Source organism: Chitinophaga sp. 05T412, assembly GCF_056396465.1.
On the sequence record NZ_JBFTLN010000009.1, the window covers coordinates 276,167 to 291,991 of the forward strand.

A 15,825-nucleotide genomic window follows, 5' to 3' on the forward strand; every position below is an offset into this window, starting at 1 on the left:
CAATAGCTTTGTGCTTTCTGCTTTATGCTTTCAGCTCTTTGGCAAATACTTCATGATTTCTCCATAAATATCTTTTTCACGGAAAGGCTTCATCAGCCAACCGTTGAAGCCCGCCCGCCGGAAGGCGTTTTCCTCATCTTCTGTAAGGTTAGCAGTTAATGCCAATGCCACTACATTGGCTTTCTTTGGGTCCTTATCCTGGCGGATCTGCTCCAGCACATCTATTCCACTCATACCTGGCATATGCATGTCCAGTAGTACCAGATCGTAGTCATATTGATGGAATAAACTGATCGCACTTTCTCCATCTGTTGCCATATCAAAGCGACATTTCCAACGGGTCAGGATCAGCTTCAATAAGAGCAGGTTCATTTCCTGATCATCCGCTACCAGTACATAACGCCCTTGCATAAACGCACCGGTAGTTTCCTGTACGTCTTTCGGCGTTTTAGTTACCATCAACGGCACGGATACTTTTTCATAAGGGATTTCAAAAATAAAACTGGAGCCCTTATTCAGTTCACTCTGCACCTGTATATTGCCGCCGTGTTGAACGATCAGCCGCTTGGTAATGGCCAGTCCCAACCCAGTGCCCTTCACACTGTTGCGGGAACTGCCGGCCTGAAAGAAGCGCTCGAAAAGGCGCTGCTGCGCTTCGGGACTAATGCCTTCACCGGTATCTGTTACGGTGAAGCCGAATAGTGAGGTAGCCTCATCTTTGGGCGATAGTGTAGCCGTTACCGTGATACTGCCCTTGTCGGTATATTTAACCGCATTGCTCAACAGGTTGATCAGAATTTGCTTCAGGCGAAAAACATCTCCGTTCACTTGTCCGTTTTTATCTCCTTCAAAGCTCACCTGGAATTCCAGGTTTTTCCGTACCGCCTGCACGCGTATCATGTCTATCACTTCCTGGTATACCTGGTATAACACAAAGGGTTGGGGCGACAAAGAAATATAATCGTTTTCCAGTTTGGAGAAATCCAATACATCATTCACTACCTGAATCAGCATATTGGTAGCGGATTCTATGGAGCCCAGTATATTTTTTTGTCCGGGGTTGAGGATGGTATACCCCAATTGTTCGGTGAAGCCGGCAATAGAATTCAATGGCGTACGCATTTCATGACTCATGTTATTGAGAAAATCCGTGCGCACTTTGGTTTGTTCTTCTGCTGTTTGTTTGGCGAGCTGCAGTTGTTCGTTCTTTTTCCGCAGCTGCCAGCTGCCTACCGCAATGATACCGCTAAACAGTAACAGCGCTATCAGGCATGCCATCATCACACTTCCCATGGTCCAGGTACTGATTTGTACTTCTTGCTGCGCTCCCAGTTTGATGGTGTGGTTTTGCAGGGAAGCATTTTCTCTCAGGGCGATCAATAATGCTTTCAACCTTCCCATCATGGCCATGCTGTTGCCAGCCAGAGAAGATTCCTGGTCGTTGATTTTGAGGCGGTTGGCCAGTTGCTTCTTCAGAATATCTTTATAATAACCATTGACGTCTGTCACCACTTTTTTTAATTGCATGGCATCATAGGCTTCTTTATCTATGACGCGGCCATCTTTGGTTCTCACCCGGATGCTGATTTGTGCTTTTACGGTATCTTTTTTATTGGCGAAGGCATTGCCCAGCCGTTTAAAAAAGCCCTTCTTCTCTTCCTTCGGAGCCTGCACATTATTGACGGTATCGATGGTGACTTTCTCTTTTTTAATCTGCGTTACATTATACGCGGGAATACTGCTGAGGAGCTTATCGATCATATCATTTTTGAGTGATCCCGTTAACATGGAGTCGGTGGCTCGTTTCAGCGCAGCTATGTTGCCGGAAACGGTTTCCTTTTCCTGGATCAGCTGCTTAAAGGAGGCATTATTATGGCTGGTGTTGAGTGTATAACTGACGGTATCGATGATAGATAACACGTTGCCCAGTTCATCGGAAAAACGTTGCAGGTATTTACGATCGTACAATACGGTATACAAGCGGAAGTTACTTTCCGCATCATTGAGTGTAAATAATGCGGAGTCCATTAAGTGAACTGCGGGGTCCTCTATCATGAGGGTATCTGTTGCCTGCAGCAGTTTTGCTGCGCTCTGCCGGTGAATCCTATAGCCTGAAAAGAACAGGACCACCAGTATAATAAAAATCAGTGACAACGGCACTACAAACAATAAAACGGACTTGCGCATATGGTTAAAGCGATTACAGGGTAACGAACTCCATACTTTTTACTACAGCTACTACAAGATTTACGGTACTTTAATGTGCAACTCTTTCGAAACGTCTATTTTAAAATATACTATAACATCAGTAGTGAATTCGTTACCCTGCTTTGGCGCTACAACCCCGGAATACCGTAAAGGTCGTACGGCGAAAACTGGATAACATCCGTTATTTGCAACGGCAGAAAGCTACCGTCTTCCTGAAGATAGCGATAAGTATTGCCATTCCTGCAAAGCAATGGGAAACTATATGTTACATTGGTGGCGCCATAGCCAGCGACTTCTCCCAACATCACATCATCAAATAACTCCTTGCTGACAGGCTTTCCCTGCTTATTCAGCACCATGAACCGGCGATCCTGTTTTACCAGGAATCCAAGACCGTTTGCTTCATATAACACCCGATCGTAGATGGGCGGTATTATCACTTCCCCGCTATTGGCGGCCAGCCCATGCAGATAAGCAGGCGCATCTCCATCCCTTTTGGTGAGCGACAAATAACTGGTATCTGTTGCGCGGTCTACTGCATATTCATCTTCCTCATATATCAACGGCACTATTATTTTACCGGTATTATCTGCATATCCCATTTGAAACGTGCCATTGGCGCCTCTCTTCAACAACTTTATCACGTTATCTCGCAGATACACCACTTTTTCATAGGCTATCGGAACGATCACCTGTCCGCGGGGATTGATGAGTCCCATTTGTCCCTTCTTCTCAACTATCCATACTTCCGGGTCTGGTGTCAATACTACCTGATCATACAGCAACGGCTTCATCTGGCGACTATTGCTATTGAATAAGCTGTAGCTTCTTTTCCCACCCTTATCCACTGTCAGGAGGTAATTGTGATTACCGGCGTTCTGAATGCTGCTATATATCAGCGGTTGTACCAGCGTGCCTTTGGCGTCGTAAAGACCTTTACAATAATTGTCACTGATATTTTTAGTAGCTACCAGCAAAGTGGTGTCTCCTTCCAGCAACGATACGTCATACAGCGTAGCGGGCAACAGCAGCCGTTTATTTTTCCGGTCGTATAAACCGGTGTTACCGTGCTGTTTCACCCAGAGCAGTTGATCCGACAGCGCGCCATAGTCTTCATAGGCGGCCGGTAGCACCTGTTCTCCAGTTACGCTGTACAGCCCCTTCTTTCCCTGGTATTCGGTCTCCAGCAGGCCCGCCAGTGGCGATGATGCTTCCATCCGATCGATGTCAAAAAAAGCAGGCGCCACTGTTTTTCGGTTTCCAGGATTATAGAAACCATACAGGGCTTTTTGCTTTAATTTAAACAAAGGCAATGATTCCTCCTCGTTGACCGGGGCACGGATACCGGTGATTTCGGTGTAATTCACCGGCAGTAATTTTTTGCCGGTGGTGTCCAGCAAATTGTAATCTCCCTTTACAGGTACTACAAAGTAATCATCATAAATGGTGATATCGCCCTCATATACTGGTGGGATAATGACTTTTCCATCTTCCCTGATAATCCCTGTTTTCCCCTGCTTTGTGATCATCAGATAGGGACCTGCGAACCGGTCTTCCTGACTTTCTATTTCTTCATACACGAAACCTGCTACCTGGGTACCATGCTCATCAATCAATCCGTAATAATTATTTTTCTTTGCTTTCAATAAATGCCCGCTGATCAGTTCCATATTTGTATATTCCGGAGAGATATACACCGCTTTGGTCCCCATATTAATCACCACGTCCTGCCCTTCTTTTTTAAAACACAGTATCCAGTTATCACTGCGCATGAAGGCATGTTCGTGTTCATATTCAAAAGGAACCAATATGTTATTATTGAAATCCAGCACGCCCCATTTACCGTTCCGTTGAGCAAACACATAACTGCTTTTACTGCCGCATCCGCCACAGTAGTCGAATGCATCGTATTCGGCTGGTATGACCAATTTATTTTGGGAAGTGCTATACACGCCGCTTCGGCCATTCAATTTTACGTCAAAATGGTCGTCATCCAGGATACCCACTTCTTCGAATTGCATGGGCAATAATAGTTTACCATGGGAATCGGCGTACGTCATTTTGTTGCCCTGGTGTAGTTCCAGCCAGGTTTTCCATTTATAGTCGATCGTATCGTATACTGGTTGTAGCAGCCATTTCCCATTTCCATCCACTACACCCATTTTACCATTGCGGCTCACCAGCATGTTGGTAGCTTCCATATCCAGCAACTGGTGATTGCTATTATCATTATCGGGGTTGAGTACCAACGGATGATAGGTAGCCAGCGCCTGGTCAAACATCTTTTCTCCTTTGGGGTTGATATACCAGGTTTGGTCATTCTCTTCCAAACGGGCCAGCCCATGGCTGAAAACAGAGCCTTTTTGCGCCGTCACGTGGGACGCCGCCCATATTAATCCTCCCGCCAGTAACAAGCTTTTGTTCATATGCTGCCGCTTTTAGTCGTTATAACCTTTTTTCTTTTCTGAGCGATAAGGGAATGGTCTCCCATCTCTACCCACGTAAAAATACCATTTGCCTTGCTTTACCAGCAGTGGGAAAATGAGATCGCTGCCATAGTTCACGTCCATATCATCATAGATGGCCGGAATGATCAGGTGGCCCGTTCTGTCGGCGATGCCATGCTTTCTGCCTTTGCTAACGCGGAACAGATTGGCCTTTTCCAGGTAGTAGATCTCTTCATATTCCACAGGGAAAAGGATCTTGCCGCTACTGTCGGTCATGCCGCAGAGATTACCGTTACATATTTTGAAACAGGGCAACTGATATTCTTTATCAATCCGGTCATATTGGGGGGCCAACAGTACTTGCCCCGATCTGGTAATAAGCCCCTGGCGTCCTCCTTTTTTGATCAGCAACACACTATCCTGCAGTGCAGAAATATCGTCTGCCGTTAGCGGCAATATCACCTGTTGCTGCCGGTTAATAATGCCGTAGGTCATTTCGCCGGATGGCCCGTTCTTTCCGGCCAGGGCCAGACCGTTGCAGAAGTCGCCCACAAAATTATACCCTTCAAATACCACTTCTTTGCCGTTATGATCTGCAAAGACATTGTCACGTGGATCGCCCCATATTTTCAGGAGGCCATCGCCGTAACGGATATTGCCTCCTTTCATACTATCGGGCATGAGTGTACGTGAATAACGATCGCTTTTAAATTCCCATTGGGGATTGGTGTATAATATATTCCCGGCGAGATCCATGAGGGAGCAAACGGAGTTACCGTCATTCGTATAGCGGGTTTCCACAATACGGTCAACATCTACCGCAGTATAATTTCCGTATTGTTCTCCGCCCTTGATAATTTTCCCGTTCCTGGTAGCCAGGAAGGTAGTATCATTATTTCTCAGGAAGAGTATTTCCGGATTTTGCCATTGTATCCAATCGTATATAGGTGGGAGTATTTCCTGGTGGGTACTCAGGTTAAATAAGCCGATGTGATTATCTTTTGTCACCGGGAGATAATTGGCTTTGGCGGCGCCAATAGCCTCATCCTGGTACAGAAAGCTACTGTTGTAGCCTATCACCAGGTCATCATATTTCGCGGGTATCACTACTTTTCCCTGGAAGTCGAGCAGGGCAACCTGTTTATTTTTCACGGCTGCCAGATAAGGAACCTCTTGATACTTTTGTATATCTATCTTTTGATAGGCTGCCGGAATCACCAGTTGGCCATCCTGATCAAGCAGGCCGGTGTTGCCACCTGTGGTGACTATAAAATAAGCGGGACCTTTTTCTTTATCACCCTTGCCGCCAATAGATGGAACGTCGTAGCCATATACTTCCTGTCCCGCTGCATTGATGGCCCTGATCTCCTCATATTGTGGGGGAATAATTTCTTTGCCTGCTGTATTAATAACGCCCCATTTGTTGCCTACGGCTACTTTCATCATATTCACCAACGGCTCCACCTTCGCATATTTCAGCGGTTGTATCAGGGCGCCACTGCTGTCTACGAAGCCCGTTTTCCCCGCATTGGTCACGGCAAAAATGGTGGCAGACGGGCCACGGTTACAGCTTTCATATATTGGAGGGGTGATAGCTTTGCCAGATTTATCCATGATACCCGTCTTATCTTGTACCATGTAACCAAAGAAAGTACCGCCTTCGTAGCCCAGGTAGCTAAAGCCGGCATACTGCACCGGGGCAATGATACGGCCATCTTCTGCTACCAGTCCTACTTTGGCGCCTTGCTTCACTTCCACAGCATTTTCCAATACATAGCTTTTATTGACTGCCGTATATTTGGGAGATTGCAATACCTGGCCAGTGTTAATGTCCAGCCAGCCGTACCATCCGTTCTGTTTCACTTTAATCAGGTGGGGCGTGAGCACGTCCACCTCATTGTATATCGGCTCACAGAGCACATTCCCGAGGGTGTCGATGGCGCCGTACTTTCCATTTAGTCGCAGTACCAGGAAGCAGTAGTTCTTTGCCGGCCACTGGTCATCTTTTTCATCCTGGAGGTTGATGTTATCATATTTAAATGGGGCTATGACTTTACCGGCATTATTCACGGCGCCGTAGGCGTTGTGCTTAATAGCCACGAAGGTGCGGTAATAGCCAATGTTTTCCATTTTGTCGATGAGTACCAGCCCGGAATAATGCAGCATTTGTTTTTGCTGTTTAATTTTTATGGGGGCAAATTCTCCATCGAACCGGTCGAGGTAATCCGCTAATACGGGGGTGGATGGCCCCGCGGCTGGTGACGGCGTTTGGGCCAGGCTAACAAAAGGTGGGAACAAAAATGACAACGTCAATATGAATTGCTTCATCAGGATATAATCTTTTTGATGGGAGATATGGTGAATCTGTTATATATTTTCACGTTATACAAAGATGCTGTTCTTTCGTCATCATCTCCAAATTTACGCCCCTACATATGATATACAAGTGGATCTACAAAACATCTACAAGCCCTTAAAACGAGCCTCCAACAATAGTTACCGTACAACCACCTTAGCGCATTAACACTGCTTAACACTCGCTCCTGTAAAAGTGGTGGGCATTTATCTGTTTTTTTACTACGTTTGCCGATTCCCGTTTTGGGGTGTGAACCTAAAAATGAAAAAACTCTACATTATGAATGGTACGAAAAGATCGGTAGCTACTGTTATGCTGGGTGCTTTTACGGCACTACAAAGCCTGACAGCAGTTGCACAAGTTAATGAGAAGCCCAAACTGATTGTGGGTATTGTTGTGGACCAGATGCGTTGGGACTATTTATATCGTTATTATGACCGCTATGAAAGCGGAGGATTCAAACGTTTATTAGGAGAAGGATTTTCCTGTGAGAATACATTCATCAGCCATTTGCCGTCATTTACAGCAGTTGGCCACAGTACCATCTATACCGGCAGTGTTCCTGCTATTCACGGTATTACGGGCAACGACTGGCCCGACCAGGTTACCGGCAGAAAATGGTATTGCACTGAAGATACCACCGTACAACCAGTAGGCAGCACTTCTGCCGCGGGTAAAATGTCGCCACGCAACCTGCTGGCTTCCACCATTACAGATGAACTGCGACTGGCGACCAACTTCCGCTCCAAGGTAGTAGGCGTATCGCTGAAAGACCGCGCCTCTATTTTACCGGCCGGCCATACACCTAATGGCGCTTTCTGGCTGGACGACAGCAACGGCAGCTTCATTACCAGCACCTACTACATGAACGAACTGCCTGACTGGGTGAAAAAGTTCAACGACCGTAAAGAACCACAACAACTGATGTCGAAGTCGTGGGAAACGCTGTATCCCATCAACACCTATACCCAAAGCTCCGCCGATGATGTAGCCTGGGAAGGTACCTACTCCGGAGAAAAAGCACCGGTATTCCCACATCAGCTGAAAGAAGTTTATAAAAAAGATCCCGGTAGTTTGCGTGCCACCCCTAATGGTAATACGCTGACACTGGACTTTGCACAAGCAGCCGTAGAGGGCTACGACTTAGGTAACGGCGCTGCCACGGACTTCCTTACCATCAACTGTGCCTCTACCGACTACGTAGGCCATCAATTTGGACCTAACTCCATTGAAGTAGAAGATACCTATCTGCGTTTAGATAAAGATCTGTCTTCCTTCTTCAGCTATCTCGATAAAAAAGTAGGTAAAGGTAATTACCTGGTATTCCTCACCGCCGACCATGGCGCTGCACATGCCATTAAATTCATGCAGGAACATAATCTGCCAGCTGGCCCCGTAGGAACCCGGAAACTGTTGGCTGGCCTGGATAGCACGCTGACCAAACAATTCGGCGTGGCTAAACTGGTGACCTCCTTCATGAACTACCATGTGAGCTATGACAAAGCGAAAATTGCCGCGAACAAACTGGACTATGATGCCATAAAGAAAGCCTCTGTTCAATACTTTGAAGCCCTGCCAGGCATTCAGTTTGCGGCCGACCTGGATAATATCGGCATTAATCCGCTGCCAGAGCCCATCAACACCATGGCCATCAATGGCTACAACCGTAAACGCACCGGCTCGGTAATCGTTATTCCGGAACCAGGATGGTTTGAAGGTTCACTGAAAGGCACTACCCACGGTAACTGGAACCCTTTCGATATTCATATTCCACTGGTATTTATGGGCTGGCATGTAAAACATGGCGCCAGCAATGAAACCGTACATATGACCGATATTGCCGCCACCCTCGCCGCTATGCTGCATATACAAATGCCAAGCGGATGTGTAGGTAAGCCGGTGCAGCAGATGCTGCAGTAGCAGAAAGCATAAAGCTGAAAGCAAAAAGCTATTGAGGCGAGTGACCAATGCGTATATCCTTACGCGTTAATCACTCGCCTCAATAGCTTTTTGCTTTCAGCTTTCTGCTTTACGCTCTTCCCATATATGGGTCCGTGATTCCTTCCGCCCCTGTTTCTACCTTGCCGGCATAACGTTGACTGAATTGGTCGAAGCCCGGTACACTCACCGTAAAATCATACCAGCCCTGGCTTTTCTTCAGGGTCAATACTATCTCCAGGCTTTCGCCGGCAGCGACTTTCCGCTGAATCATGTTCCCGCTGTAGGCCATATCTTTGATAACAAATTCACGGGCTGTACTACCGGTGTTGGTTACACGAAGTACAACATTGCCGGTGGCATTTTTCTTTAGTTGTCCTGTTTTTTCATAGCTGAGTTGCAGGTCCAGCTGTGGATGCTCAGCAGTACCTTTAAACTCGCGATAAAATCCGTTGGGGCCGTGTAAATGCAGCTGGTACTGTGATCCGGCAAAATCTTTTACCGCCCATTCATACTGCAGGGTATCACCCGCGGCTACGGCGAATGACCAGGTTTTACCGGGTTGTTCTTTTTGATCACCGAAAGGACGGGTGGTGTATACGGTGAAAGGCGCCCCCACGGCTTTATCACCGAAGATATTGGTGGCAGCCTGCATTTTCAGCAACAACTGTTGCTGGCCGGATTGCCACTGCGCATCAGCGAGCAATTCATAAGGCAAGGCACAGGCAGGGCGGGTACCGGCTTCCTGTTGCAGCGTTACCGGTCGTTTATTATTCTTATAGGCGGATACGTGTTCATCGGTAACTTTAGAGAAGCCTGTTGGTACGCCTTTGAAGCGCGCATTGTTGATATGCTCCACTACCTGATGTTGTTCCAGGAAAATTTTCTTAGCCGGCGTACTCGGATTAAACGGACTGAAAGCAGCCGTCAGATTGCCGCTGATAGTACGTCTCCACTGACTGATATTTTCAAAGTGCATGTTTTTATGCAGCTTCTTATTAAAGAAGGTTTCCAGGAATTGTAAAGTAGAAGTATGCTCAAATACCTGCGAACATACTTTTCCGCCTCTGCTCCATGGCGAAGCAATCATCATGGGTACCCGGAAACCCAGTCCTACCGCCCCTTCCCGGGCTTGCTTTTCACTAACGCCTTGTGCCAGTTCATGCGCCAGCCGCACGTATTCTATTTCTGTATCGATGCCGGCAGAACATTTACCGGTATCCGGCTTTTTATTATCGCAGATAGAAAAGGGAACGTTGTGATCAAAGTAGCCATCATTTTCATCGTAGGTAACAATGAAAATCGTTTTCTTCCATACTTCCGGCTGTTGTGTGAGGATATCCAATATTTCTGATACCCACCAGGCGCCGTACCAGGGCGCGCTGGGATGGTCGGAGAAATTTTGCGGACCGGCCAGCCACGATACCGCCGGGAGAGCGCCGTCTTTTACATCCTGTCTGAACTGATGCAGCACGTCTCCGGCGGGTACCGTTATTTCGCGGGTAGTGGCGCCATCCTGGTATTTCACGGTAGTCACGTTTCGGTACGCGGGGTCTTTACTGTTGACAACAAAAGCACGTTGATACAGTGCCTGCTGTTGCGGTGTAAGCCGTTGATAGCTTTCTTTATTCCATTGCAGCAGCTCTTTAGTAGCATTGTCAAGTACGGCTTGTTTCTTTGCGATATCAGTGCGAATCTTTTCTGCAGCGTCTTCTGAGGAAGGACTGGCTTCCTGCAGTTTGTTGATTTCGTCCGGGAGTGTTTCCACCTGTTTCATCAATCCGTTGATATAACGCTCAGAGAACTTCACATTATAAGCAGCGAAAAATTCGAGCAGGTTACAGCCGAAGTTAGCCAGCCATGCCCGCTCCTCCCCTTTGAATCCGCCGCCACAGCTAATTTCGTTCTGGTAAAACTTCCAGGCGATACCATTTTCTTCCAGCAGCTCCGGGAATGTTTTCCAATGCAATTTCGCATAGCTGTAGTCGTCGTTTCGTATATGCGCTTTCGGTATACCATTTTCATTTTCCACGATTTTCCCGGTCCAGAAAAAAGAGCGGTTTGGCGTGGTGCTGGTCATGGCAGAACAAAAGTTCTGATCGCATACAGTGAAAGCATCTGCCATGGCGTAGTTGAAAGGCAGATCCTCCCGGGTATAGTAGCCCATGGTTAGTGGCATGGCCGCATATTCCTTATTACCCGGCCGTTTGGCGATCAGCCATTTATCGTAACGCCCTTTGTTATAGGCATCCACCTGGCTGGGGCGGGAATGCGGCAAATCGCCCATCCAGGTGGCTTTGGTGTCTTTAATATTTAAGCGAAACGGCGCGTAGGTTTCGTTTTTATCATTGGTTTGAAACCATACCGGTTTATCATCCGGCAACCATACTGCCCTGGGATCATTAAAACCACGTACGCCCTGCAACGTACCAAAACAGTGATCGAAAGAGCGGTTTTCCTGCATCAGGATCACAATATGTTCTGCATCGAGGAAGGTACTGCCCGGCGCCGGATCTATTGCCAGCGCCCTTTGAATGGAAGCGGGCATCATAGTGGCCAGGCCAGCCGCCCCTGATAGTAACATTGATTTTTTTAGGAATTCCCTGCGTGAGTCCATAGATATGTTGCGTTATTTTTTTACATCGTTCTGCAAACAAAATAAACAACATTCCCAAGGATTGCAATGGCTCCGTTCATTATTTAACAGGGACTTTCCGAAAGTGCTCCGGCGACTGGCCCGTATGCTTTTTGAAAAACGTGGCAAAATAGGAAGCGCTTTCAAACCCAAGATGGTCCGCTATTTCACCCACCGACAAACCGGTGTGGTACAACAGTCGCTGTGCCTCTATGGTCACCCTTTTCCGGATCAACTCACCACTGGAAATATGCCGGAACTCCCGGCATAATTTATTCAGATAGTTCGTTGTAATATGTAATTGTGTAGCATAAAACGAAGGTGTTTTATGACTGCTATAATGAGCCTCCAGCAAGGTTTCAAAGCGTCTGATTTTTTCATCCCGGTTATTGGTTCTTTCGGGATAGTCGTCTTCGTTACACACCTGATCCAGACTGCACAACAGTATATTCAAATATGAGCGCAGTACCCGGTTGCCATTTTTATGCTGCTGGCGAAACTCTTGTTGCATGAGGCCCGACAGCAGCTGCCATTTTTGAAATGTGGCCGCTTCCAATGGCAAATAACTACCGGATTGTTTTGTCAGGAAACCAAATTGATACAGCACGTTGCTGTTATAGCGCAGGGAGAAAAAATCTTCCGTAAAACAAATAACCTGCCCGGCCGGCACCTGTATACTGCACACACTATTAGGTGGTATACAGCAGATGCCGGGCTGGTGAATGTGAACGGTTTTATCATCTATCACTACGGTGCCGGCGCTGGCAGCGAACAGCAGGTAGCAGCGCAACCGGTGAGGTTGCTCCTGCAGGGGATATTGCTGCATGACTTCTGCCAGCGTGCCGGTCCAGAAAGTATGATTGAGCCCTATGGTCAGGAGGGCGATGTCATCAGATTTCATGTCAAAATAAATAAGTAACATGTACCATGGCTCTGCTGCCTGCTTTCACACGCATGTCCGCCATTTGTTGAGATACCACCGGCTGGAAATTAAGCCCGGCAGACATATTACCGAAAGTAGCTTCTATACCGGTAGTAGCCAGTAAAGAATATCCTCCGGAGATGTCTACCTTCATGGCTGCGCCTTCCTTGTCTTTATCCGCCGTTTCATATAGCAGGCCTGCATTCGGCGCGAGGCTTACTTTTGGCGCCAACCTGATTTTATAATAAGCCAACAGGTTCGCTGTAAATTTGTTACCGTAACGATAATCGTATTTGTTGCCGGTATTCATCTTGTAGCTGACGTTGGTATTGATGCCCACATCCATCAAACGCACGTCATAAGCGGCATTGAGGGTAAAGTCGACGCTGGCGGTACCCAGTTGAAAATTGTTGGGCGCATCTTCATTCTCCTTATGTACAGCCGGCTGATACCTACCGGTAGGCAGTTTTACACCTCCTCCTATCCAGAGTGATTGTACCAATAATTTATTGTGGCGGGTGGTATGTTGCTTATCCAACAACTGATAATAGCCTACCGTGGCAATATCTCCTAACCCCGACTGGCGCAGCGTTACGCCCTGATTTTCGCGGCTGTTGATATTGAGCGGAACAAATGCCAGCACGCGAAAACGACGGCCAATATTCCAACCACCCCACAGCTCAGCGGTTTGGTAGGTTTCATCTGTTGTCAGATAAGACGTAGTACCACCGGGGCCCAGGTGCGAACGCATGGTTTTGTACTGGTACCGTAGTCCTACAAATCGCTTTTTAAAATCCGGCAGGAGGCCGATATAATAGCTGCCTACCCCACAACCACAGATGTCGCAGGCGCGGGTTTCCTTTATACCGCCGAGCAGGCATAACAATAATATTATCCATCGTTTCATTCGATCTCTTTTTAAGGTGCTTCTTCAGAAAATCTTTTATCAGCGATAAAAGAAGGGTCATTCAGGGTTTGCAGGAATGCCAGTAATTGTGTTTGTTCTGTACTGGTGAGTGCAATACCCGGATGACCGTTTTGTTTCAGCAGTGGGTCCAGTGTGGGCATGTCCTGCACTTCCGACGTATAATGCCGCAATACCGCTGCCAGCGTGTAAAAACGACCATCATGCATATATGGCGCCGTATATGCCAGGTTGCGTAAACTGGGTACTTTAAAGGTGTATTTATCAGCAGTATTCAGCGTCACCGCGTAGTGGCCTTCGTCATTATTGGGCCCTACCCCCAGGCCGTTGTTACGAAACGATTGATCCGTAAACAGCGGCTCCCGGTGGCAGTTGCTGCAATGCTGCTGATATAGTGCGTAACCTTGCTGCTCTTCCGTGGTGAAGTGCACGCTCTGTTGCCTTTTTACGCTATCGTATTTCGACTGGTCACTCACCAGCATCACCATGAACTGCGACAATGCCTTCATCATACGTGCTGTGGTGATGTCCGTACTGCCAAAGGCTTTCTGGAACAGTGCCGGATAAGGCGCGGTGTTGCGGAGTCGCTGCAATACGTTGTCCATGCTTTCATCCATTTCCACGGGATTGGTGATGGGGACAATCGGCTGCAAGTCCAGGTCAAATACGCCGCCATCCCACATGAAGGTGGTATTCCAGGCCAGGTTCATGATGGGCGGGGAATTGCGGCTGCCGAGGCGATCGTCTATGCCATGGCTTACATCATGCCCATGATGTGTAAATGCAGATGTTTGCAGGTGACAGAAGCCACAGGAAATGGTGTTGTTACGGGAGAGTCTGGGTTCGTAGAATAATTTTCTACCGAGTTCAAAACCTGCGGACGTCACCGGGTTATTTTCAAATTTATATGCCGGGGCCGGAAATCCGGCGGGTTGCCGGAATCCGATGAAGGCAGCCAGTTGCGGCGCTTTGCTGCATGCCAGCAAAAACAGCACCATGGCGGTGAGTATTATCCATTGTTGCCTGCTCATACCGCTTAATTTTCAGTATGATCATGATGGAACATCTGGATATAGTTAGCGGAAATACTCCGGCTAAATTCGCTGAACATCACCGTAGGATTAGTGGCGATACTGATGTTGGTGGCGCCGTTAAACATTTTCAGGATATCGGCCATCAGGTGGATATTGGCTTCGCGGCCTTGTCTTACTTTAGCGATACCGCCGGCTGTCAGATCCACGGTGATTGTTTTGATATTGTTGAGCGTTGGAGCATTATAGCCGCCGAAGCCACCAATATGATAGCGAAACTTGCGTTGCCCGCTGGGATCTACTGGTGCCGCTGCGGCAGTACCTTCCATCTTGAAGAAGATATAACCGCTGTTCCAGCCCCAGTACATGGCATCGTCCATGCCACCGGAAGGATTCAATACCCCGGTTCTTTTGCTGATGTCCATGGTGCTGCGCAGGCTATCTACACCCAGTACAAAAGTGAGGGTATTATAATCCCCTTCCGGTACTTTTACTTTTACAAACTGAGAAGCCGGATTGGCTTCGGATACCAGAAAGTAGCTGTCGTCCTGTGGTACGGTAAACGTAACGCCTTTGCTGTTCTTCACTTGTATGTTGCTGACATAATACTGCAGGAGCGACACGCTGAAAGGTTCTCCAACGGCGTTAGTATACACACCGGTATTCAATTGGAGGTTCTTGTCTCCTGCGATGTTATCAAATTGTATAGATAAGGTAGCTTTCGCGCCGGTATCTGCCGAAGGCGTATTCTCCTCCTTTTTACAAGCCGTAAAAGTGGTTACCAATAAGATGAGTGCGTATATCGTGTGTTTAAAATGTAGCATGAGCGTGGTTTTAGGCAGGCAATAAAAGGCCTCCCTCCTGCGTGGGTGCAGGTGGTGTAAAGACAATAAAATGGCTGTAGTACAGCCGTGTACATTGAATAATAAAACAATAGCAGATTATCAATTACGCCATGGGCGGGCGAAATACAGCGGTGGGCTGATCAATGGGAGTTCCTATGCAATAGGGATGCGGATAGTGTTTAGTGGAAGTGGTAGCAGCAGGTTTTAATATGGTTTGCTGAAACCAGGCGGCATAAAATATTTCGCTCCGGTGATCTTTACGCTCGGGATTGTCCTGGTCCCGTTTTTCTTCTTCTGTCAGTTTTTTACGCAGGTGACATTTACCATTACAGTGCATGGCCGGCTTATCGCGGTTTTCGCATAAGTTGGCAGTAATGTAGGTTTGGTTAAGATAAAACTCCAGCATCACGACATAACGGCCTGAGAGCTGGCAAAGCCAGATCAGCATTAAAAAGACCGTTATGAATAATTTCCGCATGCTACCAGTAAATGATCAGTAAAAAACTTTGATGCGCAAA

The 15,825-nt window shown here is 47.3% G+C and carries 10 protein-coding genes; 1 reads left to right on the forward strand and 9 read right to left on the reverse strand.

Features of this window, described 5'->3' with window-relative positions; genetic code table 11:
• Nucleotides 1–30 precede the first annotated feature (30 nt).
• The 3 genes from AC1DFM_RS21075 to AC1DFM_RS21085 form a co-directional block, all read right to left on the reverse strand.
• Nucleotides 31–2,187: an ATP-binding protein gene (locus tag AC1DFM_RS21075; protein WP_477078731.1), complete on the reverse strand. Its 2,157-nt coding sequence runs from the start codon at nt 2,185–2,187 to the stop codon at nt 31–33.
• Between the two features lie 149 nt (nt 2,188–2,336).
• Entirely contained in the window at nt 2,337–4,634 is a 2,298-nt protein-coding gene (locus AC1DFM_RS21080; RefSeq protein ID WP_477078732.1) for a WG repeat-containing protein, read from the reverse strand.
• Between the two features lie 12 nt (nt 4,635–4,646).
• Nucleotides 4,647–6,983 (reverse strand): WG repeat-containing protein, encoded by a 2,337-nt coding sequence (locus AC1DFM_RS21085; protein ID WP_477078733.1) that lies wholly within the window; start codon nt 6,981–6,983, stop codon nt 4,647–4,649.
• Between the two features lie 289 nt (nt 6,984–7,272).
• Between AC1DFM_RS21085 and pafA the strand changes: the two genes are divergently transcribed.
• Complete coding sequence (gene pafA / locus AC1DFM_RS21090; RefSeq protein ID WP_477078734.1) at nt 7,273–8,931, forward strand: alkaline phosphatase PafA; 1,659 nt, start codon at nt 7,273–7,275, stop codon at nt 8,929–8,931.
• Nucleotides 8,932–9,040: 109 nt separating this feature from the next.
• Here the strand turns inward: pafA and AC1DFM_RS21095 are convergent, their stop codons facing one another.
• The 6 genes from AC1DFM_RS21095 to AC1DFM_RS21120 all read right to left on the reverse strand — a co-directional run bounded on the left by AC1DFM_RS21095 (nt 9,041) and on the right by AC1DFM_RS21120 (nt 15,785).
• The gene (locus AC1DFM_RS21095) at nt 9,041–11,566 is read right to left on the reverse strand and encodes a phosphocholine-specific phospholipase C (RefSeq protein WP_477078735.1); all 2,526 of its coding nucleotides are present in this window, start codon (nt 11,564–11,566) and stop codon (nt 9,041–9,043) included.
• Between the two features lie 79 nt (nt 11,567–11,645).
• The gene (locus AC1DFM_RS21100; protein WP_477078736.1) at nt 11,646–12,485 is read right to left on the reverse strand and encodes a helix-turn-helix domain-containing protein; all 840 of its coding nucleotides are present in this window, start codon (nt 12,483–12,485) and stop codon (nt 11,646–11,648) included.
• Between the two features lies 1 nt (nt 12,486).
• Nucleotides 12,487–13,413 carry a transporter gene (locus AC1DFM_RS21105; RefSeq protein WP_477078737.1) on the reverse strand — a complete coding sequence of 309 codons (927 nt, stop codon included), beginning with the start codon at nt 13,411–13,413 and terminating at the stop codon, nt 12,487–12,489.
• 11 nt (nt 13,414–13,424) lie between these two features.
• On the reverse strand, nt 13,425–14,462 hold the full coding sequence (locus AC1DFM_RS21110; protein ID WP_477078738.1) for a cytochrome-c peroxidase: 1,038 nt from the start codon (nt 14,460–14,462) through the stop codon (nt 13,425–13,427).
• Between the two features lie 5 nt (nt 14,463–14,467).
• On the reverse strand, nt 14,468–15,286 hold the full coding sequence (locus AC1DFM_RS21115; RefSeq protein ID WP_477078739.1) for an MbnP family protein: 819 nt from the start codon (nt 15,284–15,286) through the stop codon (nt 14,468–14,470).
• Nucleotides 15,287–15,410: 124 nt separating this feature from the next.
• Nucleotides 15,411–15,785, reverse strand: coding sequence for a hypothetical protein (locus AC1DFM_RS21120; RefSeq protein WP_477078740.1), 375 nt, complete (start codon nt 15,783–15,785; stop codon nt 15,411–15,413).
• Nucleotides 15,786–15,825: the final 40 nt, after the last annotated feature.

Bases quoted from the DNA above. Each gene is read 5' to 3' on its own strand.
- AC1DFM_RS21075 (WP_477078731.1), bottom strand. From the start codon at position 2,187: ATGCGCAAGTCCGTTTTATTGTTTGTAGTGCCGTTGTCACTGATTTTT.
- AC1DFM_RS21080 (WP_477078732.1), bottom strand. From the start codon at position 4,634: ATGAACAAAAGCTTGTTACTGGCGGGAGGATTAATATGGGCGGCGTCC.
- AC1DFM_RS21085 (WP_477078733.1), bottom strand. From the start codon at position 6,983: ATGAAGCAATTCATATTGACGTTGTCATTTTTGTTCCCACCTTTTGTT.
- pafA (WP_477078734.1), top strand. From the start codon at position 7,273: ATGAAAAAACTCTACATTATGAATGGTACGAAAAGATCGGTAGCTACT.
- AC1DFM_RS21095 (WP_477078735.1), bottom strand. From the start codon at position 11,566: ATGGACTCACGCAGGGAATTCCTAAAAAAATCAATGTTACTATCAGGG.
- AC1DFM_RS21100 (WP_477078736.1), bottom strand. From the start codon at position 12,485: ATGAAATCTGATGACATCGCCCTCCTGACCATAGGGCTCAATCATACT.
- AC1DFM_RS21105 (WP_477078737.1), bottom strand. From the start codon at position 13,413: ATGAAACGATGGATAATATTATTGTTATGCCTGCTCGGCGGTATAAAG.
- AC1DFM_RS21110 (WP_477078738.1), bottom strand. From the start codon at position 14,462: ATGAGCAGGCAACAATGGATAATACTCACCGCCATGGTGCTGTTTTTG.
- AC1DFM_RS21115 (WP_477078739.1), bottom strand. From the start codon at position 15,286: ATGCTACATTTTAAACACACGATATACGCACTCATCTTATTGGTAACC.
- AC1DFM_RS21120 (WP_477078740.1), bottom strand. From the start codon at position 15,785: ATGCGGAAATTATTCATAACGGTCTTTTTAATGCTGATCTGGCTTTGC.